The organism is Aquabacterium sp., from assembly GCF_036279655.1.
Classification (GTDB): domain Bacteria; phylum Pseudomonadota; class Gammaproteobacteria; order Burkholderiales; family Burkholderiaceae_C; genus Aquabacterium.
Genome location: NZ_DASUIT010000071.1, coordinates 37,319 through 61,443, shown reverse-complemented (window position 1 = coordinate 61,443; position 24,125 = coordinate 37,319). Strand labels below are relative to the sequence as shown.

Genomic DNA, 24,125 nt, shown 5'->3' with positions numbered 1-24,125 from the left:
CAGGACCCAGATCTCGCCAGAGTTGCCGGTCATGGCGTAGCGGATGAACTTGCGGATGTTGTCGAAGATGCGACGTCCCTCCCGCACGGCGCCGACGATGGTGGCGAAGTTGTCGTCCAGCAGCACCAGGCTGGCGGCCTCGCGGGCCACATCGGTGCCACCCAGGCCCATGGCCACGCCGATGTCGGCGGCCTTGAGTGCCGGGGCATCGTTGACCCCGTCACCTGTCATGGCCACGAACTCGCCTTGTGCCTGCAAGGCCTGCACGATGCGGATCTTCTGGGTGGGGTCCATGCGTGCAAAGACGCTGATGCGGCTCACGGCCGTGCGCAGGGCGTCGTCGTCCATGCCGGCCAGCTCGGCGCCGGTGAGGGCCTGCGCGCGAGGTGCGCCCTCCACGGCGCCGGGGGCCACGATGCCCAACTGGCCGGCGATGGCCAGGGCCGTGGCCGGGTGGTCCCCGGTGATCATCACCGGCCGGATCCCGGCGCTCAGGCATTCGGCCACGGCGGCGGTGGCTTCGGGGCGTGGTGGATCGATCAGACCGATCAGGCCCAGCAGTTGGAGTTCCTGCTCGATCTGATCGGCGGAGCAGGCCTCCACCGGGCCCTGGCCCTCGCGTCGGGCCAGAGCCAGCACGCGCAGGCCCTGTGCCGCCAGCGATTGAGCCTGCGCCAACCAGCGGGCCTGATCCATGGGCTCGGGCCCCTGGATGCCCGCCTGGCTGGTGCAGCGCGGCAGGACCATTTCAGGGGCCCCCTTGGTGCACAGGCGCCAGCCCTTCGCGTGGGCATGCAGGGTGCTCATGCGCTTGCGGTCGGCATCGAAGGGCCATTCATGCTGTCGTGGCTGTTGCCGGATCAGATCGTGCACGTCCAGCCCCTGGCGGGCCGCCGCCGCCAGCAAGGCGGTTTCCGTGGGGTCACCCACCCAGCTCGCGCCTTCGGCGCGGGCATCGTTGCAGAGCACGGCCGTGGTCAGCAGTGCCGCATCCTGCCCTGCCGATGCATGAACGCTCTGCACCGTCATGCGGTTGAGCGTCAGCGTGCCGGTCTTGTCGGAGCAGATGGTGGTGACCGAGCCCAGGGTCTCGACCGATGGCAACCGGCGCACCAGCGCATGGACCTTGACCAGTCGCCTGGCCCCCAGGGCCAGCAGCACCGTGACCACGGCGGGCAAGGCTTCCGGGATGGCCGCCACCGCGAGGCTGATGGCCGTCAGGGCCATGAGCAGCACCGACTCGCCACGGATGACGCCGATGGCAAAGACCACGGCACAGATGGCCAGCACGACCACCGAGAGCCGCTTGCCAAATGCGGCCAGGCGTTGCTGGAGCGGGGTGCTGCGGTCCGGTGCCTGCTGCAAGAGTGAGGCCACCTGGCCCAGTTCAGTGTCGTGCCCGGTGGCCACCACCAGACCCGTGGCGCGGCCATGGGTGACCAGCGTGCCCTTGTAGGCCATGTTGAGGCGATCACCCAGGGGATGTTCGCCTTCGGGCAGGTGGTGGGTGTGCTTCTCGACCGTGATCGACTCGCCGGTGAGGGCCGACTCGTCCACGCGCAACTGGGCCACCTCGTGCAAGCGCAGATCGGCGGGCACAAGGTTGCCTGCCTCTAGCAGCACCACATCACCAGGCACCAGATGCTCTGTGGCGATGCAGTCGTGGCTTCCCGCGCGGCGCACCGTGGCCTTGGCGGCGGACATCTGGCGCAGGGCATCGATGGCGCGGTCGGCCTGCCACTCCTGCGTCACGGCGATGGCGGCGTTGAGCACGACGATCAGCAGAATGACCAGGGTGTCGGTCACATCCCCCATCACGCCGGACAGCAGGGCGGCGGCCAGCAGCACCACGATCATGAAGTCCTTGAAGGGACTCAACAGGCGCGAGGCCCAGCTTCGGGGTGCGGCGTCGTCCAGGGCATTGAGGCCGTGCTGGTCCCGTCGGGTGTTGACTTCGTCTGCGGCCAGTCCCTCATCCGGGTTGACGCGCAGGCGCGCCGCCACCTCTGCTGCCGTGTGCAGGTGGGCGGTCCGCAGGGCCGCCGGGTGTTCGGGCTTCGTGGTCATGGACTGCGCGATGGAACGGGGTCCCGTCAAGTGCCTGGGTCGGGATGATCATAAGGCGGCGCGTGTGCACGCCACCCCTATAGTAGGGACTCTTTGATCCATGGTCCGTTGGCAGAAGGAGCCTTCTTGGAAGAGCAGCACAGCTTTCCTTTCTTGCGTGAAACGCTCTTGTTTCTGGTGATGGCGGGCGTCCTGATCCCTCTGTTGCAGCGCTGGCGCATCAACCAGGTTCTGGGTTTCCTGGCTGCCGGTGTGGCTCTGGGGCCCTACGGTCTGGGCCTGTGGGTGGACCGCTGGCCAGAGCTGGCCTGGTTCACCTTCCCGCAGCTCAAGGGTGTGGAGGCTCTGGCCGAACTGGGCGTGCTCTTTCTGATGTTCATGATCGGCCTGGAGCTGTCGGCCGAGCGTCTGTGGGCCTTGAGGCGCTGGGTGTTCGGTGGCGGCGGGGTGCAGGTGGCCCTGAGTGCCGGTGTCATCGGGGCCTTGGCGCTGGCCTTTGGCAATACCTGGCAGGCCGCGCTGGTGATGGGGCTGGTGCTGTCGCTGTCATCCACCGCCGTGGTGATGCAGCTCTTGTCACAGCGGCAGGCGCTGGCCACCCCCATGGGGCAGGCCAGTTTCTCGGTGCTGATGTTGCAGGACCTGGCCGTGGTGCCCCTGCTGATCCTGATCGGGCTGCTGGGGGCGGGCGCACCGGAGGGTGGCATGGGGCGGGTCGTCGCGATCACCCTGCTCAAATCGGTGGGGGCCGTGTTGCTGATCTTTCTGGTGGGGCGCCAGTTGATCCGGCCTGTGTTCCGCCATCTGGCCGGGCGACGTCAGCCCGATGTCTTCATGGCCCTGACCTTGCTGTCCACCATGGGCATCGCCGGGCTCACGGCGGCGGCGGGCCTGTCCATGGCCCTGGGAGCCTTGCTGGCCGGGTTGCTGCTGGCCGAGACCGAGTATCGCCATGAGGTCGAGGTGACCGTCGAGCCTTTCAAGGGCTTGCTGATGGGCTTGTTCTTCATGTCGGTGGGCATGGGCATCGATGTGCGGGAAGTGATGCGCAATCCCCTGTGGGTGCCGCTGAGTGTGGCCGGTCTCATCGCCATCAAGGCGGCGGTCGTGATGGGCGTGTTCCGTGTGGGGGGCTTGAGCTGGGGGCGCTCCCTGGAGGCGGGCCTGCTGCTGGGACAGGGGGGCGAGTTCGCCTTCATCGTGGTGGGTGTGGCCACCGCAAGCGGCCTGTTCACGCCGCCCTTGGGTCAGTTCATCTTGCTGGTGGTGGGCCTGAGCCTGTTCGTGACGCCGGTGCTGGCGCGTTGGGGGTCGATCTGGGGGGACCGCATCGATGCCCGATGGTCCGCCGCGACGACGCAGGCCATGCCTGAGGACGTCGGGGTGCCTCCCGGTCATGTGGTGATCGCCGGGTTTGGCCGGGTGGGGCAACTGATGGGCGAGGTGCTCGCGCGCCAGGGCGTGCCCTTCATTGCCGTGGAGCACGATGCCCATGCGGTGGCGCGCATGCGTTCGGGCGGCGCGCCGGTGTTCTACGGCGATGCCAGCCGGGTCGAGATGCTGCATCGCCTCCATGTGGACCGCGCGGCGGCCGTGGTGATCACGATGGACAGCCCGCAGGCTGCCTTGCGCGCGGTCAAGGCAGTGCGCGCCAACTACCCGGTCCTGCCGCTGGTGGCGCGCTCCCATGACGAAGCGCATGCCCGCGAACTGTTGGCGGCTGGCGCCTCGGCGGTGATCCCCGAGACCCAGGAGGCGGGCCTGCAGATGTCAGCCTTCGTGCTGCAGAGCCTGGGGGTGCTGGACGCGGCCGTTCTCCAGATCATCGAGCAGGAACGCGCCCTGCGCGTGGTCCAGCTTCATCAGGGCTGAGCCAGCCAGGCCTGGGCCAGCTTCACCCACAAGGTGGCGCCCAGAGGAATCAGTTCGTCGTTGAAGTCGTAGCTGGGGTTGTGCAGCATGCAGGGCCCCAGGCCGTGGCCACCATCGCGGTGCTGGCCATCGCCATTGCCGATCACGAAGTAAGCCCCCGGGTGGGCCTGCAGGAAGAAGCTGAAATCCTCGGCCCCCATGGTGGGCTCGAACTCCAGAACCTGATCGGCGCCGACCACCTCGCACATCACCTGCCTCGCAAAGGCCGTTTCTGCCGGGTGGTTGACCGTGGGTGGATAGTTGCGGTGGAAATCGAAGCTGGCCTGGGCGCCAAAGGCCGCGCACACATGCTCGGTCATCTCGCGCATGCGCTGCTCGATCAGGTCCAGGGTGTCGACCGTGAAGGTGCGCACGGTGCCCTGAATGGTGACCTCGTCGGGGATGACGTTGGTGGCCTCGCCGGCCTGGATCATGGTGACCGAGATCACCCCGGTTTCGACCGGCCGCATATTGCGCGTCAGGATGGTCTGGAAGGCCTGGACCAACTGGCAGGCCACCGGCACGGGGTCGGTGCCGAGGTGGGGCATGGCGGCATGGCAGCCCTTGCCGCTGATGGTGATGCGGAACTCGTTGCTGGAGGCAAAACAGGGCCCGCTGCGGATGGCGAACTGGCCGACGGCGAGCCCCGGCCAGTTGTGCATGCCGTAGATGGCCTCCATGGGGAAGCGCTGGAACAGCCCGTCCTTCATCATTTCGCGAGCGCCCCCGCCCCCTTCCTCGGCAGGCTGGAACACCAGATAGACCGTGCCAGCGAAGTCGCGCTCGGTGGCCAGGTGCCGCGCGGCGGCCAGCAGCATGGCGGTGTGGCCATCGTGGCCGCAGGCGTGCATCTTGCCGGGGTGGCGGCTGGCATGCGCAAACTGGTTGTGCTCGGTCATGGGCAGGGCGTCCATGTCGGCGCGCAGGCCGATCGAGCGGGGGCCGGCGCGTCCCTGGATGACGCCGACCACGCCGGTGCCGCCCAGCCCTCGGTGCACCTCGATGCCCCATTCGCTCAGCCGCGCCGCTACCAGATCGCTGGTGCGCTGCTCTTCAAAGCAGAGCTCGGGGTGGGCATGGATGTCGCGTCGCAGGGCCACCATCTCGGAGGTCTGCGCCAGCAGGGCGGGCAAGGCAGCGGTCATGGGTCAATGGCAGGTGAGCAAGTCGGTGGGATCTTAGCGGAGCGGGCGTGCAGGCGGGCCGGACCCCTTGAACAGGTGGGGCCATATTGCGTTGCAGCAAAACTGGTCTGCCCCTTGCTATATGAAAAACAGATCCTCCATTTTTCAGATCCTGCGCACCAGATGAGCACCTCTCTCGCCACCGACCTCCACAGCCTGCGGGCCGCCATCGACATGCTGTGGCTGGTGGTGGCCGGCGCTCTGGTCTTCTTCATGCAGGCGGGCTTTGCCTTTCTGGAAGCCGGCATGGCCCGCAGCAAGAACACGGTCAACGTGATCATGAAGAACTACTGCGACATGTGCTTTGGCGCCGTGGCGTACTGGATGCTGGGCTATGGGCTGATGTTCGGCCTCAACGAGACAGGCTGGCTGGGCACCACGGCCTTCGGCCTGCATGCGGTGCCCGAATCCCAATACGGCATGCTGTTCTTCCAGATGATGTTTGCGGCCACCTCGGCCACCATCGTCAGTGGGGCCATTGCCGAGCGCACGCGTTTTTCGGCCTACATCATCGGCTCGGTCATCATCACCGGCCTGATCTACCCGGTCTTCGGCGCCTGGGCCTGGGGCTCGGTCTACGGTGGCGAAGGCTGGCTCAAGAAACTGGGCTTTGTCGACTTTGCCGGCTCCACCGTGGTGCATTCGATCGGCGGTTGGGCGGCGCTGGCGGCCCTCATGGTGGTGGGGCCGCGCTTGGGCCGCTTCGGGCCCGACGGGCAGCCCCGCCAGATCCTGGGTCACAACCTGACCCTGGTGGCCCTGGGCTCCTTCATCCTGTGGATCGGCTGGTTTGGCTTCAATGCGGGCAGCACACTGGCGGCGAACGTGAGCCTGGGCAAAATCGCATTGAACACCCACCTCGGGGGCGCGGCCGGTGCCCTCGGCGCCATGGCCATGCTGACGGTGCTGCGCCAGAAGGTCCTGCTCACGGCCACCCTGAACGGATCCATCGCCGGACTGGTGGGTGTGACAGCGGGCTGCCACGTCATGGAGCCCGCCTATGCCTTGCTGACAGGGGCCGTGGCCGGCGGGCTGAGTGTGCTGGCCGCCAAAGTGCTGGAGTCCCGGCGCATCGATGATGTCGTGGGCGCCGTGTCGGTGCATGTGGTGGGTGGGGTGTGGGGCACTTTGGCTGCCGGGCTGTTCGATGCCAGCGACATGTTCAATCCGGCGCGGGTGGGGGTGCAGGCCCTGGGCTGCATCGTGGCCTGCATCTGGGGGTTTGGCGCCTCTTTGCTGATGTACTGGCTGATCGACATGGTCGTGCCCCTGCGCGCTTCGACCCTGGATGAGCAACGCGGACTTGACTTCACGGAACACTATGAACAGGGCTATCCCGAATTCCAGCACGATGCCATCCACCGCGGCAAGCATGCTCCCGTCTGAGGTGGATCCGGCCACCAGCCGTGCCCTGATGCTGGCCTTGGGCGCCTACCTGGCGCCCGATCAGGCCCGACACGCCGCCTCGCTGTGGCGAGGTCCGGCCTCGGGGCAGGGCTCGGTCATGTCCGGGCTGAGTCGCTATTGCCGCGCCGTGGCTCAGCAGTTCGGGCTGCAGGGCAAGGAGGCCGAGATGCACTTGAGCATCATCCGCGCCATGCGTGCCCAGGGCATCGGCCGTGCTCAGGCCGCGGAGCCACCCCAGACCGCGCGGATCGAGCCGGGCCTCAGTGCCAATGATTCGGTCCCGCCGGGCATCTCTGCCGTGGCGGTGCAGCGCTTTGTCGAAGCCGTCGAGCAGTGTGTGGCACGTGAAGCGCCCGACACCTATTCGCCCCAGCGCTGGCGCCAGTCGCTGCTGGTGCATGCGCGCCGCATCCCGCCCGTGCTGTTGCAGCAGGCGGCCGACTGGCTGTGGGGACGCAGCCCCCAGTTGACGGGGGACTGGCCCGCACGCGGGGCCGGCACACGCCTGATCAATACGGCCTATGTGACCCTGGCCGAGTGGCTGGGGCCGGTGCGGGCCGATGCCTGCTTCACCGCCATCGTCCGGGAGTTCGAAAACAGCCAGGATCCTTTGCTGGCGGGGGTGCGAAGGTATTTATAGTGTGGGCCTGAGTGATTGAGAACGAGGAGCACACCATGAGCGATATCCAATACCAGCAAGCCCATACCCTGGGCATCGACCGTGCACGCGAACTGGCGCGCGAGTGGATGGACGACGCGGCCCGCAAGATGGGCCTGTCGTGCAAGCACGAACAGGGCGCCGATCGCGACACCATCACGTTCGAGCGCATGGGCGTCACCGGCACCATGCTGGTGTCGGGCAACAGCTTTGATCTCGATGTGAACCTGGGCCTGATGATGAAGGCCTTCAAGCCCATGATCGAGGCCGAGGTTTCCAAGAATCTGGCCCGCATCATTGAAAAAGCCTCAGGCTCATCACAAGCCTGAGGCCTTCGGTGCCCAGTCGGGCGGGGCTCACTTCTTGAGTGACACCTTCAGCGATTCGATCAGATCGATGTAGGCCTGCTGGGCGGCGTCCTGGGTCTTGCCTTTGAGCGCGGCCCAGGCGTCGTACTTGGCGCGGCCCACAAAGTCCATCATGCCGGGGCGATCGCCCTGCACATCGCCCACGCTGCCTTGCTTGAAGAGCGAATAGATCTGCAGCAGGGTGTTGTTGTCGGGCTTGGCGGGCAGCAGCTTGGAGTCGGCCAGGGCTTGTTCGAAGCGGGCTTTCAGGTCGGACATGGGGTCTCCTTCGGTGATCCTGAGGTACATCGGTCGAGCGAGGATCTTACCCGTCCGACGGGCGCAGCCACCAGGGGTTGCTCCCCAGCACATCCCCCCTGCTCAGGTGGGTGGACAGGGCGTCTCGCACCGTGGGCGACAGGGCCGGGCAGATCGTGCCCAGAGCGCGTCCCAGCGCCCGCTGAATGAATTGCTCATCCGTGCCGCCCAGGCGCTCACGCGGGTCGAGTGCACCGTCCAGACCGATGCATCCGGTCAGGCTGGCCAGCAAGAGGCCGCTCCACACTGCCACGGATTCCGACGCGCTTTCTTCGTGTTCCCAGGGCAGGGCGCTCAGGGCCTGATGCAAGGCGTGCTCCTGGCGACGCAGCAGGGCGGGCAGACCTTCCTCCAGCACGCGGTGGCGCGAGACCAGATCGCTCAGATCCCGGTACAGAAAGCGGTAAGTGCGCGCCGTGCGGGCCAGATCCTCGCACAGCCAGCTCAGCCGGGCCAGGGGCGGATCCAGCGCATGCCACCAGGGGCTGGGCTCCTCGATCGACACCCGCAGGGGCTGAGGGGGTGTGCTCTCGTGGATCTGCAGCACGGCATCCAGGGCCTGGGCATAGCGCTGGAACAGCGCGGCCACCAGGGCATCCCGCGTGGGGTGGTGGTAGAAGAGATTGCCCGGGCTGATGCCCATCTCGCCGCATAACTGGCTGGTCGACACATTCGGTTCACCGAAGCGGTTGAACAGCGTCAGCGTCACATCCAGGATGCGATCGAAGGTTCTGCGAGGTCTTTTGGCGATCATTCAGCGTGCGGGGCGGTGACTTCCTACAATTGTCGCCTCCATGAACGCCATCTCCTTCCAGCACATCACCAAGACCTTTGCTTCGGGCGGGCGAGTCGTCCCGGCCCTGCAGGGGGTGAGCTTTGACATCGCGCAGGGCGAATTCTTCGGTTTGCTGGGCCCCAACGGGGCGGGCAAGACCACCTTGATCAGCATCCTGGCGGGCCTCTCGCGCGCCAGCACCGGGCAGGCCCTGGTGCTGGGCCATGACGTGCGCACCGACTATCAGGCCGCGCGCCGCGCCCTGGGGGTCGTGCCGCAAGAGCTGGTGTTCGACCCCTTCTTCTCGGTGCGCGAGACCTTGCGCATCCAGAGCGGCTACTTCGGTATCCGCCACAACGATGCCTGGATCGACGAGTTGCTGCACGAGCTGGGCCTGAGCGACAAGGCCGACGCCAATATGCGCCAGCTCTCGGGGGGCATGAAGCGGCGCGTGCTGGTGGCCCAGGCCCTGGTGCACAAGCCGCCGGTCATCGTGCTCGACGAGCCCACGGCCGGGGTGGACGTGGAGCTGCGCCAGACCCTGTGGCATTTCATCGCCCGGCTCAACAAGCAGGGCCACACCGTGCTCCTGACCACCCATTACCTGGAAGAGGCCGAAGCCCTGTGCCACCGCATCGGCATGCTCAAGCAGGGTCAACTGGTGGCGCTGGATCGCACCTCGGCCTTGCTCGCTGGCACGGCCAGCACCATGCTGCGCTTCAAGACGGACGACCCTTTGCCCCCCGGCCTGCAGGCGGTAGCCCGCATCACCGGGCGTGTGGTGCAACTGCCGGCCCGAGATGCGGCGGGGGTGGAGCAGACGCTGGCCTCCCTGCGCCAGGCCGCGTGCCGCGTCGAAGACCTCGAGATCGGCCGGGCCGACCTGGAGGACGTCTTCCTGTCCATCATGCAAGGGCAGGGGGCGCCACGCGAGGTGTCTGCGGAGGTGCCGGCATGAACTGGGCCAACAGCTTTGCCGGTGCCTCGCCCTTGTTCCGCAAGGAGGTGCTGCGCTTCTGGAAGGTGAGTTTCCAGACCGTGGGTGCCCCGGTGCTCACGGCGGTGCTCTACCTGCTGATCTTCGGTCATGTGCTGGAGGACCATGTGCAGGTCTTCAAGGACGTGGGCTACACCCGCTTCCTGATCCCGGGCCTGGTCATGATGAGCCTGTTGCAGAACGCCTTTGCCAACAGCTCCTCATCGCTCATCCAGAGCAAGATCACGGGCAATCTGGTCTTTGTGCTGCTCACGCCGCTGTCGCACCGGGCCTGGTTCCTGGCCTATGTGGGCGCATCGCTCGTGCGGGGCTTGACCGTGGGGACCGGCGTGTTCCTCGTCACCGCCTGGTTTGCGCCGCCCGGGCTGGCCGAGCCGGGGTGGGCCCTGTGCTTTGCCGTGCTGGGCGGCACCCTGCTGGGGGCGCTGGGGCTGATCGCGGGCCTGTGGGCGGAAAAGTTCGACCAGATGGCGGCCTTCCAGAATTTCATCATCATGCCCATGACCTTCCTGTCGGGCGTGTTCTATTCGGTGCACTCTCTGCCGCCGTTCTGGCAGGCGCTGTCTCACTTCAATCCCTTCTTCTACCTGATCGACGGTTTCCGGCGCGGCTTCTTCGGTGTCAGCGATGTGAGCCCCTGGCTCAGCCTGGCCGTGGTGTCGTCGGCCACGCTGGGGGTGTCGCTGCTGGCGCTGCGTCTGCTCCAGGTCGGGTACAAAATCCGGCATTGAGCGCATCCTTCATCCCTCTCACCCGTATCGCGAGTCCACCATGTCCAACCCCACACCCGCCGACGTCCAGCAGTACATTGCCGCCGGTCTGCCCTGCGAGCATCTGGACGTCGAAGGCGATGGTCAGCACTTTTTCGCCACCATCGTGTCCACCGAGTTCGAGGGCAAGAGCCGCATCCAGCGTCATCAGCGCGTTTACCAGGCCCTGGGCGATAGAATGCGGGCTCAGATCCACGCACTGTCGATGAAGACCCTCACCCCGGCCGAATGGTCGACCCAGGGCAAGGCCGCCTGACCTCGTTGTCGGCTCACTTGTCCGGTGGTGGTTGCCGTGGCAAGTTGTTGATCTGAAATCGTTTTTTTCTGTCAGCCCTCATTTTTTGGCGCGACCCCGTCACCGCGGAGGCATCGCGCCCTCTGTGCTTCATGGACAAACTCCTGATTCGCGGCGGTCGTCGCCTGCAAGGCGAAGTGACGATCTCCGGCGCCAAAAACGCTGCTTTGCCTGACCTGTGCGCCGTGCTGCTCAGCCCGGAGCCTGTCACCCTGGCCAATGTGCCGCAGTTGCAGGACGTGTCGACCACGCTCAAGCTGCTGGCCAATATGGGTGTGACGGGGGCCCGCCAAGCGGACGACCCGAACCGGGTCACGCTGGACGCTGGCCAGGTGAACAACCCTGAAGCGCCCTACGAACTGGTCAAGACCATGCGGGCATCCATCCTGGTGCTGGGGCCGCTGCTGGCGCGCTTTGGCCGGGCGCGGGTGTCCTTGCCCGGCGGCTGCGCCATCGGATCGCGCCCTGTCGATCAGCACATCAAGGGCCTGCAGGCCATGGGGGCCCAGATCACGGTGGAGCACGGCTACATCGAGGCGCGCACTCCCGTGGGCGCCGATGGTCAGCCCACGCGGCTGCAGGGCGCGCGCATCACCACCGACATGGTCACCGTCACCGGCACCGAGAACCTGCTGATGGCCGCCGTGCTGGCCGAGGGTGAAACCGTGCTCGAAAACGCCGCACAAGAGCCCGAGATCACCGACCTGGCCGAGATGCTGATCGCCATGGGCGCGAAGATCGAAGGTCATGGCACCCACCGCATCCGCATCATGGGTGTCGAGCGCCTGCATGGCCTGAGCCCTGCCCATGCCCACCAGATCATTCCCGACCGCATCGAGACGGGCACCTTCCTGTGCGCCGTGGGCGCTGCCGGTGGCGATGTCACCTTGCGCAAGGCCAACGCCGGCCACCTCGAGTCGGTGATCGACAAGCTGCGCGAAGCGGGTGTCTCCATCGAGGCCGGTGCGGACTGGATCCGTGTCCAGGCCGATGCGCGCCCCAAGTCGGTGGGTTTCCGCACTCGTGAGTACCCGGCCTTCCCGACCGACATGCAGGCGCAGTTCATGGCGCTCAACTGCGTGGCCGAGGGCACAGCGGTGATCCACGAGACCATTTTTGAAAACCGCTTCATGCACGTCAACGAGCTGATCCGCCTGGGCGCCAAGATCGAAGTTGACGGGCACAGCGCCGTGGTCACGGGCGTGCCCCAGTTGTCGGGTGCCACCGTGATGGCCACGGACCTGCGTGCTTCTGCCAGCCTGGTGATTGCCGGCCTGGTGGCCGATGGCGAGACCCTGGTCGATCGCATCTACCACCTCGACCGGGGCTATGACCGCATGGAAGCCAAGCTGCGTGCCATTGGCGCCGACATCGAACGGGTCAAGGCATGAGCATGATCACCCTCGCACTCTCCAAAGGCCGCATCTTCGAAGAGACCTTGCCCCTGCTGGCCGCGGCCGGCATCGAGGTCACCGAAGACCCGGAAAAGACCCGCAAGCTCATCCTGCCCACCAACCGCCCGGATGTGCGTGTGGTGCTGGTGCGCGCCACCGATGTGCCCACCTATGTGGAGCATGGCGGCGCCGACATCGGCGTGGCCGGCAAGGACATCCTGATCGAGCATGGCGGCGACAACCTCTACCAGCCGCTGGACCTCAACATCGCCAAGTGCCACATGAGCGTGGCCGTGCGGGCCGACTTTGACTATGCTGCGGCCGTCAAGCAAGGCTCGCGCATCCGCGTGGCCACCAAGTACACCACCATCGCCCGCGAGCACTTTGCCAACAAGGGCGTGCACGTGGACCTGATCAAGCTGTACGGCTCGATGGAGCTCGCACCGCTGACTGGCCTGGCCGATGCCATCGTGGACCTGGTGTCCACCGGCAACACGCTCAAGGCCAACAAGCTGGTCGAGGTCGAGCAGATCATGAACATCTCCTCGCGTCTGGTGGTCAACCAGGCGGCGCTCAAGCTCAAGCGCGAGCCCATCCGAGCCCTGATCGAGGCCTTCCGCTCTGCCACCCCGGCCTGATGGCTGGAGGGGTGACCCCAGGGCCTGCGGGCCCATGTGTTTTTCTGACAAGCTAGCGTCCATGACCGTCCAGATCCGCCACCTCGCCACCTCGCAGCCTGACTTCGATGCCGCCTTCCAGAAGGTGCTGCACTGGTCGGCCGAGACCGACACGGCCATCGAGGACCGCGTGGCCGCCATCCTGGCCGATGTGCGCACACGCGGTGATGCCGCCGTGCTGGAATACACCGCCCGCTTCGACCACCTGACGGTGGACGGCATGGGGGCGCTGGAGCTGGGGCAGGGCGAGCTCAAGGCCGCCTTTGACAGCCTGCCGGCCGATCAGCGCACCGCGCTGCAATCGGCTGCGGCGCGTGTGCGCAGCTACCACGAGCGCCAGAAGCAGGCCTGCGGCCTGAGCTGGTCCTACCGCGACGAAGACGGCACGCTGCTGGGGCAGAAGGTCACCCCGCTGGACCGCGTGGGCATCTATGTGCCGGGTGGCAAGGCGGCCTATCCTTCATCCGTGCTGATGAACGCCATTCCCGCCCATGTGGCGGGTGTGGAAGAGATCATCATGGTCGTGCCCACTCCGCGTGGCGAGAAGAACCCCTTGGTGCTGGCCGCCGCCTACGTGGCTGGGGTGTCCCGTGCATTCACCATCGGTGGCGCGCAGGCCGTGGCGGCGCTGGCCTATGGCACCGCCACCGTCCCGAAGGTCGACAAGATCACGGGCCCGGGCAATGCCTATGTGGCCAGTGCCAAGAAGCATGTCTTCGGGCAGGTCGGCATCGACATGATCGCCGGGCCCAGCGAGATCCTGGTGCTGGCCGATGGCAGCACGCCGCCCGACTGGGTGGCCATGGACCTGTTCAGCCAGGCCGAGCATGACGAGCTGGCCCAGAGCATCCTGCTGTGTCCGGATGCCGCCTACATCGCCAAGGTGCAGGCCGAGATCGACCGCCTGCTGCCCACCATGCCGCGCGCGGCCATCATCCGTGCGTCGCTGGAGGGGCGTGGCGCCTTGATCCACACCCGCAGCATGGACGAGGCGTGCGAGATCAGTAACCGGATTGCGCCAGAGCACCTGGAGGTGTCTTCCAGTGATCCGCACCGCTGGGAGCCTTTGCTCAAGCATGCGGGCGCCATTTTCCTGGGCGCCTGGACCAGTGAGTCGCTGGGCGACTACTGTGCCGGCCCCAACCACGTGCTGCCCACCTCGGGCACGGCGCGTTTTTCGTCGCCCCTGGGGGTGTATGACTTCCAGAAGCGCTCCAGCCTGATCGAGGTCAGCGAAGCGGGTGCCCAGGTGCTGGGCAAGACGGCGGCGGTGCTGGCCTATGGCGAGGGTTTGCAGGCGCATGCGCAGGCGGCTGAGTTCCGTTTGAAGTCGCGCTGATCTGCTGAGCGTTTTTTCGGGGAGTCGTGGGGCGCGGGCCGAGAGGGGCTCTGTCCGGGCTTCACGGGGGCGGTCCCGCTGCGCGGGACACACCTGCGCTGCTCGCGTCGAGGTGGCGTCGGGGAACTCGCTACTCGCCCTGCAGGCGATCCGCTCAGACAACCCCGACGAGTCAGTTATTGAAGCGCGCTGCGCGCGCCCACCTCGACACTGTGCTGCTCGGCGCCCCCGAGGCGCCCGGCCAGAGCCCCCCTCGGCCCTTCATCGCCCCACTGGTGGCATGCGAAGAGCGCGCGGCGCTATCGTGTGCTCTCACGCGTCAACCGATGCATGCCTCGTCCCCGGGGCCTGTGCATGCCACCAGCAGGGCGACCAAGGGCGGAGGGGGCCTGTCGGGCGGGCGCCTGAGTGGGTGCTGAGGAGCGCAGGCGGGAGGCAGGCGTGCGCAGCACGCATCAAGCTCAAACTCGTTGGCGTTGTCTGAGCGAAGAGCCCGCAGGGCGCGCAGCGAGTTCGCCAACGCTGCCTCCTGACGAGCACCGGAAGGGAGTCCCGCGCAGCGGGACCACCCACTTGAAGCCCGAACGACAGGCCCCCTCCGACCCAGCCCTGCGCTCTCACGCCAAAGCGCTTCTACCCATCGCAAGCCATCCGTTCCCCCCCCGAGGTGGGTGGTCCCCGCTTGGCATTAATTGGCATGCATGCGATAGTGAATCCAGCCGAGTTGGACCCCAAGGCTTGAGAATTCAGGGGTGAAATCTCCTGAATGGTGTGGCCGTGTTTCCCAGTGCAGTTTCCCCGTCGATCAGCAGTGACTCGTCCCAGTATGTGGAAATCTGGGCGCTGATGGTGTTCCTGCTGGTGCTCTGCCTGGCCATGCTGATCAGCTGCCGCAACCAGCACACCTCCCGCTGGCCCCTGCTTGCGCGCCTCAGTGACTGGGCGTTTTCGGCCGATCCGCACCAGAAGGCCCACATCTGGCGTTTCATGGTCGGCGTGACCAACTGCACCGCAGGTGTGCTGGCCCTGAACTATGGCGCCGCGCGTGGCGTGGTCAACCCGCTGGACGCGCAACAACTCACACTTTGTGCGCTGGCCGCCCTGGTGGGCATCTTCACGATCTACCGCACCGGCTTGAACAAGTCACTGTCCGATCCCTCCATGATCGAGGCCAATATGGTGGTCTGCGTGGTGTTTCTCGGCTGGGGCTATGTGATCGGTGGCCCGGGACGCGGCATCGCGCTGATGCTGCTCTTCATCATCCTCATGTTCGGCATGTTCACCGTCACGTCGCGCCAACTGGTCCATGCCTGCACACTGGCCGGGGCCGTGTTCGCCGGCGCATTCGGCATGGTGGCCCATGAGGAGCGGGCGGTGACCCACATGGCCGAGTTGCAATGGGTCCACTTCGGCGTCCTGCTGGTCATCCTGATCAGCCTGAGCATGCTGGGGCACCAGCTCTCGCTCATGCGTGCGCGCTCCACCGAGCGCAAGACCGAACTCATCGCTGCACTGGCCAAGTTGCAGGGCCAGGCCATCCGTGACGAGTTGACCGGGCTCTTCAATCGCCGCCACATGCTGGCCTTGCTGGACACGGAGCGCACCCGCGCCGACCGCTCCGGCCGGTCCTGCTGTGTGTGCATGCTCGATCTGGACTTCTTCAAGCACGTCAATGACGAACATGGCCATGCCGTGGGCGACGAGGTGCTGCGCTCCACCGCCCAGGTCATCACGGCCGGCCTGCGCAATGCCGACCAGGTGGCGCGCTGGGGTGGGGAGGAGTTCCTCATCATGTTCCCGGACACCGACTGCCACAGCGCCCGGCTGGTGCTCGAGCGCATCCGCCAGGCCCTGTCGCGCACCGAGGTCAGCCCCACCGTGCCCGGTTTGCGCGTGACCTTCTCTTCCGGCATCACCTGCTATGCCACGGGCGAGCTCATGTCCGAGACGGTGGATCGCGCCGACCAGGCGCTCTACCGCGCCAAGGCGGCCGGGCGCAACCGCACCGAACGTCTGGACAAGGGCGGCGAGGACGAGTTGCAACAAGCCCTCGTGAGATAATCCCTCAGGCTAACTCGGCTGTTTGCAGCCTTAGCCTCATGAGCACCAACGACCGTCTCCAAGAAACCTTTCGCGCCGATGTGCGCGCCATGCACGCTTATGTCGTGCAGGATGCTGCGGGCTTCATCAAGCTCGACGCGATGGAAAACCCCTTCACCCTGCCGTCCGCGCTGCAGGCTGAACTCGGGCAGCGCCTGGGCGCTGTGGCGCTCAACCGCTATCCCGGCCCCCGCATCAACGATCTGCATGCCGCCTTGCGCGCTTACGCGCAGGTCAGCGACGAGCAGGGTCTGGTGCTGGGCAATGGCTCGGACGAGCTGATCTCCCTCTTGTCGGTGGCCTGTGCCCAGCCGGGTGCCACGGTGCTGGCCCCGCTGCCGGGCTTCGTCATGTACGAGATGTCCGCCAAGCTGGCGGGTCTGCGCTTCGTGGGCGTGCCCCTCACCGCCGACTTCGAACTCGATGCCCCTGCCATGGTGGCGGCCGTGCGCGAACACCGCCCGGCCATCACCTACATCGCCTACCCCAACAACCCCACGGCCAATCTGTGGAGCGACGACGCCATCGAACAGGTCGTGCAGGCCGTGGGCGAGCAGGGCTGCGGCCTGGTCGTGATCGACGAGGCTTACCAGCCCTTTGCGAGCCGCCACTACGCCGAGCGCCTGCGCCAGCACCCCCATGTGCTGCTGATGCGCACGCTGTCCAAGTTCGGCCTGGCGGGCGTGCGCCTGGGCTATATGTTCGGCCCCCGCGCCCTGATCGAACAGGTCGACAAGGTGCGTCCGCCCTACAACATCAGCGTGCTCAACACCGAGGCCGCCCTCTTCGCCCTGGAGCATGCCGACGAGTTCGCACGCCAGGCCGAGGTCATCAAGGCCGAGCGCGCCCGCCTGATGGCCGCTCTGGCCGCCATGCCGGGTGCACGGGCCTATCCCAGCCAGGCCAACATGATCCTGGTGCGCGTGAACGATTCAGCCGCTGTGTTTACCGCGCTCAAGCAGCGTGGCATCCTGATCAAAAATGTGGCGGGTCTGCACCAATTGCTGGCAAACTGTATCCGCCTGACCGTGGGGCTGCCCTCTGAAAACGACGCCCTGATCGCGGCATTGACCGATCTCCTGCGCGAACCCCTGACCCTCCATCCTGCATGAACGCTCCTGAATGCGATCGCGTGGCCGAAGTCACGCGCCACACCGCTGAAACCCAGATCACCGTGCGCGTCAATCTGGACGGCACCGGTGCGGCCAAGCTGCACACCGGCATCGGCTTCTTCGACCACATGCTTGACCAGATCGCCCGCCATGGTCTGATCGATCTGGACATCCATGCCGTGGGCGATCTGCACATCGATGGCCATCACACCGTCGAGGACGTGGGCATCACCCTGGGCCAGGCCTTTGCCAAGGCCGTGGGCGACAAGAAGGGCATCCGCCGTTACGGCCACGCCTACGTGCCGCTTGATGAGGCACTGTCCCGCGTGGTGATCGACTTCTCCGGTCGCCCCGGCCTGCACATCGACATCCCCTTCACCTCGGGCAGCATCGGTGGTTTCGACACGCAGTTGACCTATGAGTTCTTCCAGGGCTTCGTCAACCATGCGGGCGTCACCTTGCACATCGACAACCTCAAGGGCGTCAATGCGCACCACCAGTGCGAAACGGTGTTCAAGGCCTTTGCGCGTGCCTTGCGCGGTGCGCTGGAGCGTGATCCGCGCATGGCGGGGGTCATTCCCTCCACCAAGGGTTCCCTGTGAGCCGCCCTCTCTGTGATGCTTCTTTCCTGATGCCATGAGCCAGACATCGACGGTGGCCGTGATCGACTACGGCATGGGCAATCTGCGCTCCGTCTCCCAGGCGGTCGAGCACGCAGCCCAGGGTTTGAACCTGAAGGTGGTGGTGACCAACGACCCCGACGTCGTGCTCGCCGCCGAACGCGTGGTGTTGCCCGGGCAGGGCGCCATGCGCGACTGCATGCGCGAGCTGCGTGAAGCCCATGGCGGCGGCCTGCTGAGCGCGGTGCTCGATGCGGCCGCCCGCAAGCCCCTGATGGGCGTGTGCGTGGGCATGCAGATGCTGCTGGACCACTCAGAAGAGCAGGACACCCCCGGCCTGGGCCTCATCCCCGGTCAGGTGCGGCGCTTCCGCCTCGATGGCATGCGCCAGGCCGATGGCAGCCGCTACAAGGTGCCCCAGATGGGCTGGAACCAGGTCCACCAGGTCAGCCACCCCGGTCTGTGGGGCGGACAGCCCCATCCTGTGTGGGCCGGAATCCCGCAGGACAGCTATTTCTATTTCGTCCACAGCTACCATGCGCTTGTGGATAATCCCCAACACAGCAGCGGTGAAACCGACTACGGTGTCCGCTTTACCTGCGCGGTTGCTCGGGATAATATTTTTGCAACACAGTTTCACCCTGAAAAGAGCGCGGAGCATGGCTTGGCGCTGTACCGCAATTTCCTGACCTGGCAGCCCTGATCCTCAGAGACTGCTTTTCGATCATCTAATTTGTTCTGGCACAGCCATGCTGCTGATTCCTGCGATTGACCTGAAAGACGGCAAGTGCGTCCGCCTCAAACAAGGCGATATGAATGACTCCACCACGTTTGGCGAGGACCCGGCCGCGATGGCCCGGCGCTGGCTGGACGCCGGGGCACGTCGCCTTCACCTGGTGGACCTCAACGGCGCCTTTGCCGGCAAGCCCGTCAACGAGGCGGCCATCAAGGCCATCCTCAAGGAAGTCGGCGAGGAAATCCCCGTGCAACTGGGCGGTGGCATCCGTGATCTCGACACCATCGAGCGCTACCTGGATGGCGGCCTGAGCTACGTCATCATCGGCACGGCCGCGGTCAAGAACCCCGGCTTCCTGCGCGATGCCTGCACGGCCTTTGGCGGCCACATCATCGTCGGCCTGGACGCCAAGGACGGCAAGGTGGCCACCGATGGCTGGAGCAAGCTCTCCGGCCACGAGGTGGTGGATCTGGCCAGGAAGTTCGAAGACTACGGTGTCGAAGGCGTCATCTACACCGACATCGGGCGTGACGGCATGCTGTCGGGCGTCAACATTGAAGCCACCGTCAAGCTGGCGCAGGCCCTGACGGTGCCAGTCATTGCTTCGGGCGGCCTGTCCAACATCCAGAACATCGAAGAACTCTGCGCGGTCGAATCCGAGGGCGTTGAAGGCGTGATCTGCGGTCGTGCCATCTACACCGGCGATCTGGACTTTGCCGCTGCGCAAAAACGCGCTGACGAACTCAACGGCGGTCTGTAAGGTGCTGGCCAAACGCATCATTCCTTGCCTGGATGTGACAGGCGGGCGGGTCGTCAAGGGCGTCAACTTCGTGGAGCTGCGCGACGCCGGGGATCCGGTCGAGATCGCCGCCCGCTACAACGAGCAGGGCGCCGACGAGCTCACCTTCCTGGACATCACCGCCACCAGCGATGGTCGCGATGTCATCCTGCACATCATCGAGGCCGTGGCCTCGCAGGTCTTCATCCCCCTGACGGTGGGTGGGGGCGTGCGCACGGTCGACGACGTCCGCCGCCTGCTCAATGCCGGGGCCGACAAGGTCAGCTTCAACTCGGCCGCCGTGGCCAACCCCCAGGTCATCCGCGATGCCTCCGACCGTTATGGCTCGCAATGCATCGTCGTGGCCATCGACGCCAAACGCCGCCAGGGTGACGATCTGGCTGCGCGTGGTCCGGGTTGGGATGTCTACACCCATGGCGGGCGCAAGAACGTCGGGCTCGATGCCGTGGCCTGGGCTCGTCAGATGGCCGAGTACGGGGCGGGCGAGATCCTGCTCACCAGCATGGACCGCGACGGGACCAAGTCCGGTTTCGATCTGGAGCTGACCCGCGCGGTCAGCGATGCCGTGGGCGTGCCGGTGATCGCCTCTGGTGGTGTCGGCAACCTCGATCACCTGGCCGATGGGGTGCAGCAAGGCGGCGCCGATGCGGTGCTGGCGGCCAGCATCTTCCATTACGGCGAGTACACCGTGGCCGAGGCCAAGGCCTTGATGGCCCGACGGGGCATCCCGGTCCGGCTGTGATGCGGCAGCCGCCAAGGCGGCCCGCAAGCGGCACAAATTCACGTTAATGAGGGTGTGCGAGGGCGCAATTACTGCCTTTGCCGCCGCGTGCGCAGGCGTACATTGAAACAAACGGGCTCTCAAGGCCCTGGTTGTTGAAAGGAACGCTCATGCCACACGATCCTCGCTTTCGTCCCTTACCGCTCTCATCCCTCAAAGTGGCACCCAAGGTCCCCCAACTGGTGCGCAGCGCTCGTCTGGAAGACCGGGCCCTGCCGCTGTTGACGGACCTGCGCTTCAGCGCCCTGGTGGTGGCCAGTCACCGCGACGGGCTCGATGAAACCTTGCACGTCATGCTGCGCGCGGGTGTGCGCATGGCCTTTGTCTCCGGCCCCACGGGCGACCTGGTGGGCATGGTCACGGCCGACGTGCTGATGGGCGAGCGCCCCGTGGTGCGTGCCCTCAGCGACCGCATCCAGCACGATGAACTGACCCTGGCTGACGTCATGACGCCGCTGACCCAATGGGAGGTCAGCGACATGCACCATGTGCGCCATGCCCAGGTGGGCGACATCGTGGCCACCCTGCGTGAGCACGGTTTGCGCTACCTGCTGGTCACCGAGGTGCAGGGCGGCCAGATCGCCCTGCGTGGTCTGTTCTCGGCCAAACGCCTGGAAATGGCCCTGGGCCAGTCGATCGAATCGGATCTGCATGCCCACAGCTTTGCCGAGCTGGAGTCCGTCATCGGGCACTGAACTTGCTGGCATGTGGGGTGTACAGTAGACGCCGCATGCCAGTTGACTATCTCTCACGCCTGACCGATCACCAGCGCACCGCGCGCAGCAATCTGCATCTGGGCATGGTGCTGGCCTTTGTGGCCGGGGCCCTGAACGCCGGGGGCTTTCTGGCCATCGGCCTGTACACCTCGCACATGACCGGCCTGATCTCCATGGTGGCCGACGAGATCGTGCTGGGCCAGTTCGTGCTGGCCATCAGCGCTGTGCTGGCGGTGGGGTCCTTTGTCTCCGGGGCGGCCACCACCGCCTTGCTGGTCAACTACAGCCACCGCCGCTGGCCGCGACATCCCTACATCCCCTCTTTGCTGCTCGAAGCCGCCTTGCTGCTGATCTTCGGGCTGGTGGGCCGGCGCCTGCTGCAGCATGAGATCGTGAGCCTGTCGATGACGGCGATCTTGCTGTGCTTTGCCATGGGCCTGCAAAACGCCCTGATCACCAAGATCTCCAATGCCGAGATCCGCACCACCCACCTGACCGGCCTGCTCACCGACATCGGCATCGAGCTGGGCAAGATGTTCTACTGGAACCGCACGGCCGATGTGCCCGGCGAGCAGCGCGTGCAGGCCAATCTGGCCAAGCTGCACATCCATGTCCGTCTGGTGATCTGTTTTTTCGTGGGCGGCCTGTGCGGTGCCCTGGGCTTCAAGTACGTGGGCTTCGTGACCACGGTGCCGCTGGCACTCACCCTGGTCACCCTGGCCCTGGCCAACCTGATCAGGCCGGGTTCTCAATCTCGATGAACTCGTGCTCCAGGCCGAACTCGGCGGCCAGGGCGGCCCCCAGCGCCTGCACGCCATAGCGTTCGCTGGCGTGGTGGCCACAGGCCATGAAGGCCACGCCCGTCTCCCGCGCGTAGTGGGCCTGGGGTTCGGACACCTCTCCCGTCAGGTAGACGTCGGCACCGGCCGCGATGGCCTGCTCAAAATAGCCCTGCGCGCCCCCGCTGCACCAAGCCACCCGCCGCAGTGGGCGGCCATCGCCGGGCAGTATCGTGGGTGCCTTGCCCAGGGCCTGCGTCATCTGCGCGGCCAGGCTGTCCAGGCTCAGGCCCTGAGGCGCCGGGCCGATGAAGCCCAGATCCTGCTCGCCAAAGCGTGCATCGGCCACCAGCCCCAGGCGTTGCCCCCATTGAGCGTTGTTGCCCAGCTCGGCGTGGGCGTCCAGCGGCAGGTGGTAGGCCAGCAGATTGATGTCGTGCGCCAGCAAGGCGCCCAGGCGCTGGCGCATCCAGCCCGTCACCCGGCCATCCTGGCCACGCCAGAACAGACCGTGGTGCACCAGCAGGGCATCGGCCCCGGCGGCCACCGCAGCCTCGATCAGGGCCAGGCTGGCGGTCACGCCACTCACGATCTTGTGAATTTGGGGCTTGCCCTCAACTTGAAGACCGTTCGGCCCATAATCGCGAAAGCGGCTGGCATCGAGCCATTGGTCGATGCGGGCGGTCAACAGTTCACGTTCGATCACGGTGGTGGTCATTTCCAGATTTCCTTGCATGCGCAGACTCTGGCTCATTTTCTCCCAAGCCGTCACGGTCTCGGTGGCCGTGGTGTTCGTGGTGTCCACGCTCAAGCCTCAGTGGATCGAGGCCTTGCCCTGGAAGCAGGGTGGGCCCGTGTCACTGCAGGTGGCCACCGCACCGCCCGTGGCCCGCACGGCCTCCGGGGCGGTCGCGGCGGCCGTGGGCTTCAGCGAGGCGGCACGCCTGGCGGCGCCCACCGTGGTGAGCATCGTCACCAGCAAGAGCGCGGCGCGGCACCCCCAGCGCAACGATCCCTGGTTCCGCTATTTCTTTGGTGACCAGGACAACAACTCGCCCCAGTCCGGCGTGGGCTCGGGCGTCATCGTTTCGGGCGATGGCTATGTGCTGACCAACAACCATGTCGTCGAGCACATGGACGACATCGAAGTGATGCTGATCGATGGCCGCAAGGCCCGTGCCAAGGTCATCGGCACCGACCCGGAGTCCGATCTGGCCGTGCTCAAGATCGATCTGGACAAGTTGCCCACCATCACCTTCGGGGATTCCGACACCCTGCAGGTGGGCGATGCCGTGCTGGCCATCGGCAACCCCTTTGGCGTGGGGCAGACGGTCACCTCCGGCATCGTCAGTGCCCTGGGCCGCAACCAGCTGGGCATCAACACCTTCGAGAACTTCATCCAGACCGACGCGGCCATCAACCCCGGCAACTCGGGCGGCGCCCTGGTCGATGCCAATGGCCACCTGATGGGCATCAACAGTGCCATCTACTCGCGCTCGGGCGGCAACATGGGCATCGGCTTTGCCATCCCCGTGTCCACGGCCCGCCAGGTCATGGAAAGCCTGATCCGCGATGGGCAGGTCACCCGCGGCTGGATCGGCGTGGAGCCTCGCGACCTCACCCCCGAGATCGCCGAGACCTTCAACCTGCCGGTCAAGGAAGGCGTGCTGATCACAGGCGTGCTGCACAACGGCCCGGCGGCCACGGGCGGTGTGCGCCCGGGCGATGTGGTGGTGCAGGTGGCTCAGGCCAAAGTGGCCAACACGGCCCAGTTGCTCAATGCCGTGGCGGGCCTCAAGCCGGGCGCCGTGGCGCAACTCAAGGTGCAGCGCGGCGCCGAGATCCTGACCGTCAACGTGACGGTGGCGCAGCGGCCCAAGATGGCGCGGGCGGAACAAGCGCAGAGCGAATGATTGTTCAGTGTGTGGCCATGGCGGGTGCGATGGATGCCTGTCGGGCCTCGCAACGCACCGCGCTGTAGCCAATGCCCCAATCCCATTGAGCGAAGCAGACTTTTACTTGCGGCGTGCCTGCCGATGGGTGAACTTCGATCGAGTGCAGAGCTTCGTTATTGGCACAATGGTGGTTGAACAGCTCAGGATGTGCGAACACACTTTTGCCATCTAGTGCCAAGCGCTCGATCGTGACATGAGCGATCCCTCCGCACAGGCCCCTGGGTAGCGGAGGCCGGATACGGATTCGAGCGCTGACCACAGAGCGGCCGACTTTGCATTGCACCGAGCGCGTGTCATGCACCCTTGTGTAATGAGGGGGCGGGAGCACGGTTCCCGCATCGTCGGGGGAGCTCGTCGCCATGACGGACACAAGAGAGAAGGCCTGATG

24 protein-coding genes are annotated in these 24,125 nt (G+C 66.0%); 19 read left to right on the top strand and 5 right to left on the bottom strand.

What is annotated here, in order from left to right:
* Window positions 1–2,067 (bottom strand): HAD-IC family P-type ATPase (locus VFW84_RS08665; RefSeq protein ID WP_329680053.1); only part of this gene is annotated, 2,067 nt, incomplete at its 3' end.
* 126 nt (window positions 2,068–2,193) lie between these two features.
* On the opposite strand from VFW84_RS08665, the gene VFW84_RS08660 reads away from it, so the two are divergent.
* Window positions 2,194–3,939: a cation:proton antiporter gene (locus VFW84_RS08660; protein ID WP_329680052.1), complete on the top strand. Its 1,746-nt coding sequence runs from the start codon at window positions 2,194–2,196 to the stop codon at window positions 3,937–3,939.
* Here the strand turns inward: VFW84_RS08660 and VFW84_RS08655 are convergent.
* On the bottom strand, window positions 3,930–5,123 hold the full coding sequence (locus tag VFW84_RS08655) for a M20 aminoacylase family protein (protein ID WP_329680051.1): 1,194 nt from the start codon (window positions 5,121–5,123) through the stop codon (window positions 3,930–3,932). The two genes, VFW84_RS08660 and VFW84_RS08655, sit on opposite strands and share 10 nt — an antisense overlap.
* Before the next feature lie 162 nt (window positions 5,124–5,285).
* Here VFW84_RS08655 and VFW84_RS08650 point away from each other — a divergent pair, with 162 nt between their 5' ends.
* Genes VFW84_RS08650 through VFW84_RS08640 form a run of 3 tightly spaced genes read left to right on the top strand, consistent with a single transcriptional unit; the run spans window position 5,286 to window position 7,556 of the window.
* Complete coding sequence (locus VFW84_RS08650; protein WP_329680050.1) at window positions 5,286–6,548, top strand: ammonium transporter; 1,263 nt, start codon at window positions 5,286–5,288, stop codon at window positions 6,546–6,548.
* Window positions 6,535–7,209, top strand: a complete 675-nt coding sequence (locus tag VFW84_RS08645) for a hypothetical protein (protein ID WP_329680049.1) — start codon at window positions 6,535–6,537, stop codon at window positions 7,207–7,209. Before VFW84_RS08650 ends, VFW84_RS08645 begins: the two co-directional genes overlap by 14 nt.
* 35 nt (window positions 7,210–7,244) lie before the next feature.
* Window positions 7,245–7,556 carry a polyhydroxyalkanoic acid system family protein gene (locus tag VFW84_RS08640; protein ID WP_329680048.1) on the top strand — a complete coding sequence of 104 codons (312 nt, stop codon included), beginning with the start codon at window positions 7,245–7,247 and terminating at the stop codon, window positions 7,554–7,556.
* A 27-nt stretch (window positions 7,557–7,583) separates the two neighbouring features.
* On the opposite strand, the gene VFW84_RS08635 is transcribed toward VFW84_RS08640, so the two are convergent.
* Window positions 7,584–7,853: an acyl-CoA-binding protein gene (locus VFW84_RS08635; RefSeq protein ID WP_329680047.1), complete on the bottom strand. Its 270-nt coding sequence runs from the start codon at window positions 7,851–7,853 to the stop codon at window positions 7,584–7,586.
* Between the two features lie 46 nt (window positions 7,854–7,899).
* Window positions 7,900–8,646 (bottom strand): TetR/AcrR family transcriptional regulator, encoded by a 747-nt coding sequence (locus VFW84_RS08630; protein ID WP_329680046.1) that lies wholly within the window; start codon window positions 8,644–8,646, stop codon window positions 7,900–7,902.
* A gap of 40 nt (window positions 8,647–8,686) precedes the next feature.
* Here VFW84_RS08630 and VFW84_RS08625 point away from each other — a divergent pair, with 40 nt between their 5' ends.
* From VFW84_RS08625 to VFW84_RS08560, 14 genes are all read left to right on the top strand, one after another.
* Complete coding sequence (locus VFW84_RS08625; protein ID WP_329680045.1) at window positions 8,687–9,625, top strand: ABC transporter ATP-binding protein; 939 nt, start codon at window positions 8,687–8,689, stop codon at window positions 9,623–9,625.
* Entirely contained in the window at window positions 9,622–10,395 is a 774-nt protein-coding gene (locus tag VFW84_RS08620) for an ABC transporter permease (RefSeq protein ID WP_329680044.1), read from the top strand. Before VFW84_RS08625 ends, VFW84_RS08620 begins: the two co-directional genes overlap by 4 nt.
* Window positions 10,396–10,435: 40 nt before the next feature.
* Window positions 10,436–10,690, top strand: coding sequence for a BolA family protein (locus tag VFW84_RS08615; protein ID WP_329680043.1), 255 nt, complete (start codon window positions 10,436–10,438; stop codon window positions 10,688–10,690).
* Window positions 10,691–10,821: 131 nt separating this feature from the next.
* Window positions 10,822–12,120, top strand: a complete 1,299-nt coding sequence (gene murA / locus VFW84_RS08610; protein WP_329680042.1) for a UDP-N-acetylglucosamine 1-carboxyvinyltransferase — start codon at window positions 10,822–10,824, stop codon at window positions 12,118–12,120.
* 2 nt (window positions 12,121–12,122) lie between these two features.
* On the top strand, window positions 12,123–12,761 hold the full coding sequence (gene hisG, locus VFW84_RS08605; protein WP_329680055.1) for an ATP phosphoribosyltransferase: 639 nt from the start codon (window positions 12,123–12,125) through the stop codon (window positions 12,759–12,761).
* A gap of 61 nt (window positions 12,762–12,822) precedes the next feature.
* Window positions 12,823–14,139 carry a histidinol dehydrogenase gene (hisD, locus tag VFW84_RS08600; RefSeq protein WP_329680041.1) on the top strand — a complete coding sequence of 439 codons (1,317 nt, stop codon included), beginning with the start codon at window positions 12,823–12,825 and terminating at the stop codon, window positions 14,137–14,139.
* Between the two features lie 777 nt (window positions 14,140–14,916).
* On the top strand, window positions 14,917–16,200 hold the full coding sequence (locus VFW84_RS08595; protein WP_329680040.1) for a diguanylate cyclase: 1,284 nt from the start codon (window positions 14,917–14,919) through the stop codon (window positions 16,198–16,200).
* Window positions 16,201–16,238: 38 nt separating this feature from the next.
* Window positions 16,239–17,351: a histidinol-phosphate transaminase gene (gene hisC, locus VFW84_RS08590; protein WP_329680039.1), complete on the top strand. Its 1,113-nt coding sequence runs from the start codon at window positions 16,239–16,241 to the stop codon at window positions 17,349–17,351.
* Window positions 17,348–17,953 (top strand): imidazoleglycerol-phosphate dehydratase HisB, encoded by a 606-nt coding sequence (hisB, locus tag VFW84_RS08585; RefSeq protein ID WP_329680038.1) that lies wholly within the window; start codon window positions 17,348–17,350, stop codon window positions 17,951–17,953. Before hisC ends, hisB begins: the two co-directional genes overlap by 4 nt.
* A 34-nt stretch (window positions 17,954–17,987) precedes the next feature.
* Complete coding sequence (gene hisH / locus VFW84_RS08580; RefSeq protein WP_329680037.1) at window positions 17,988–18,674, top strand: imidazole glycerol phosphate synthase subunit HisH; 687 nt, start codon at window positions 17,988–17,990, stop codon at window positions 18,672–18,674.
* 46 nt (window positions 18,675–18,720) lie between these two features.
* Window positions 18,721–19,467: a 1-(5-phosphoribosyl)-5-[(5-phosphoribosylamino)methylideneamino]imidazole-4-carboxamide isomerase gene (hisA, locus tag VFW84_RS08575; protein WP_329680036.1), complete on the top strand. Its 747-nt coding sequence runs from the start codon at window positions 18,721–18,723 to the stop codon at window positions 19,465–19,467.
* Between the two features lies 1 nt (window position 19,468).
* A complete protein-coding gene (gene hisF, locus VFW84_RS08570; RefSeq protein ID WP_329680035.1) occupies window positions 19,469–20,248 on the top strand; it encodes an imidazole glycerol phosphate synthase subunit HisF in 780 nt (259 codons plus the stop codon).
* A 149-nt stretch (window positions 20,249–20,397) separates the two neighbouring features.
* Window positions 20,398–20,982, top strand: a complete 585-nt coding sequence (locus VFW84_RS08565; protein ID WP_329680034.1) for a hypothetical protein — start codon at window positions 20,398–20,400, stop codon at window positions 20,980–20,982.
* 35 nt (window positions 20,983–21,017) lie between these two features.
* On the top strand, window positions 21,018–21,764 hold the full coding sequence (locus tag VFW84_RS08560) for a YoaK family protein (protein ID WP_329680033.1): 747 nt from the start codon (window positions 21,018–21,020) through the stop codon (window positions 21,762–21,764).
* Here the strand turns inward: VFW84_RS08560 and VFW84_RS08555 are convergent.
* Window positions 21,739–22,500, bottom strand: a complete 762-nt coding sequence (locus tag VFW84_RS08555) for a Nif3-like dinuclear metal center hexameric protein (protein ID WP_329680032.1) — start codon at window positions 22,498–22,500, stop codon at window positions 21,739–21,741. The two genes, VFW84_RS08560 and VFW84_RS08555, sit on opposite strands and share 26 nt — an antisense overlap.
* 16 nt (window positions 22,501–22,516) lie before the next feature.
* Here VFW84_RS08555 and VFW84_RS08550 point away from each other — a divergent pair, with 16 nt between their 5' ends.
* On the top strand, window positions 22,517–23,695 hold the full coding sequence (locus VFW84_RS08550; protein WP_329680031.1) for a trypsin-like peptidase domain-containing protein: 1,179 nt from the start codon (window positions 22,517–22,519) through the stop codon (window positions 23,693–23,695).
* Window positions 23,696–24,125: the final 430 nt, after the last annotated feature.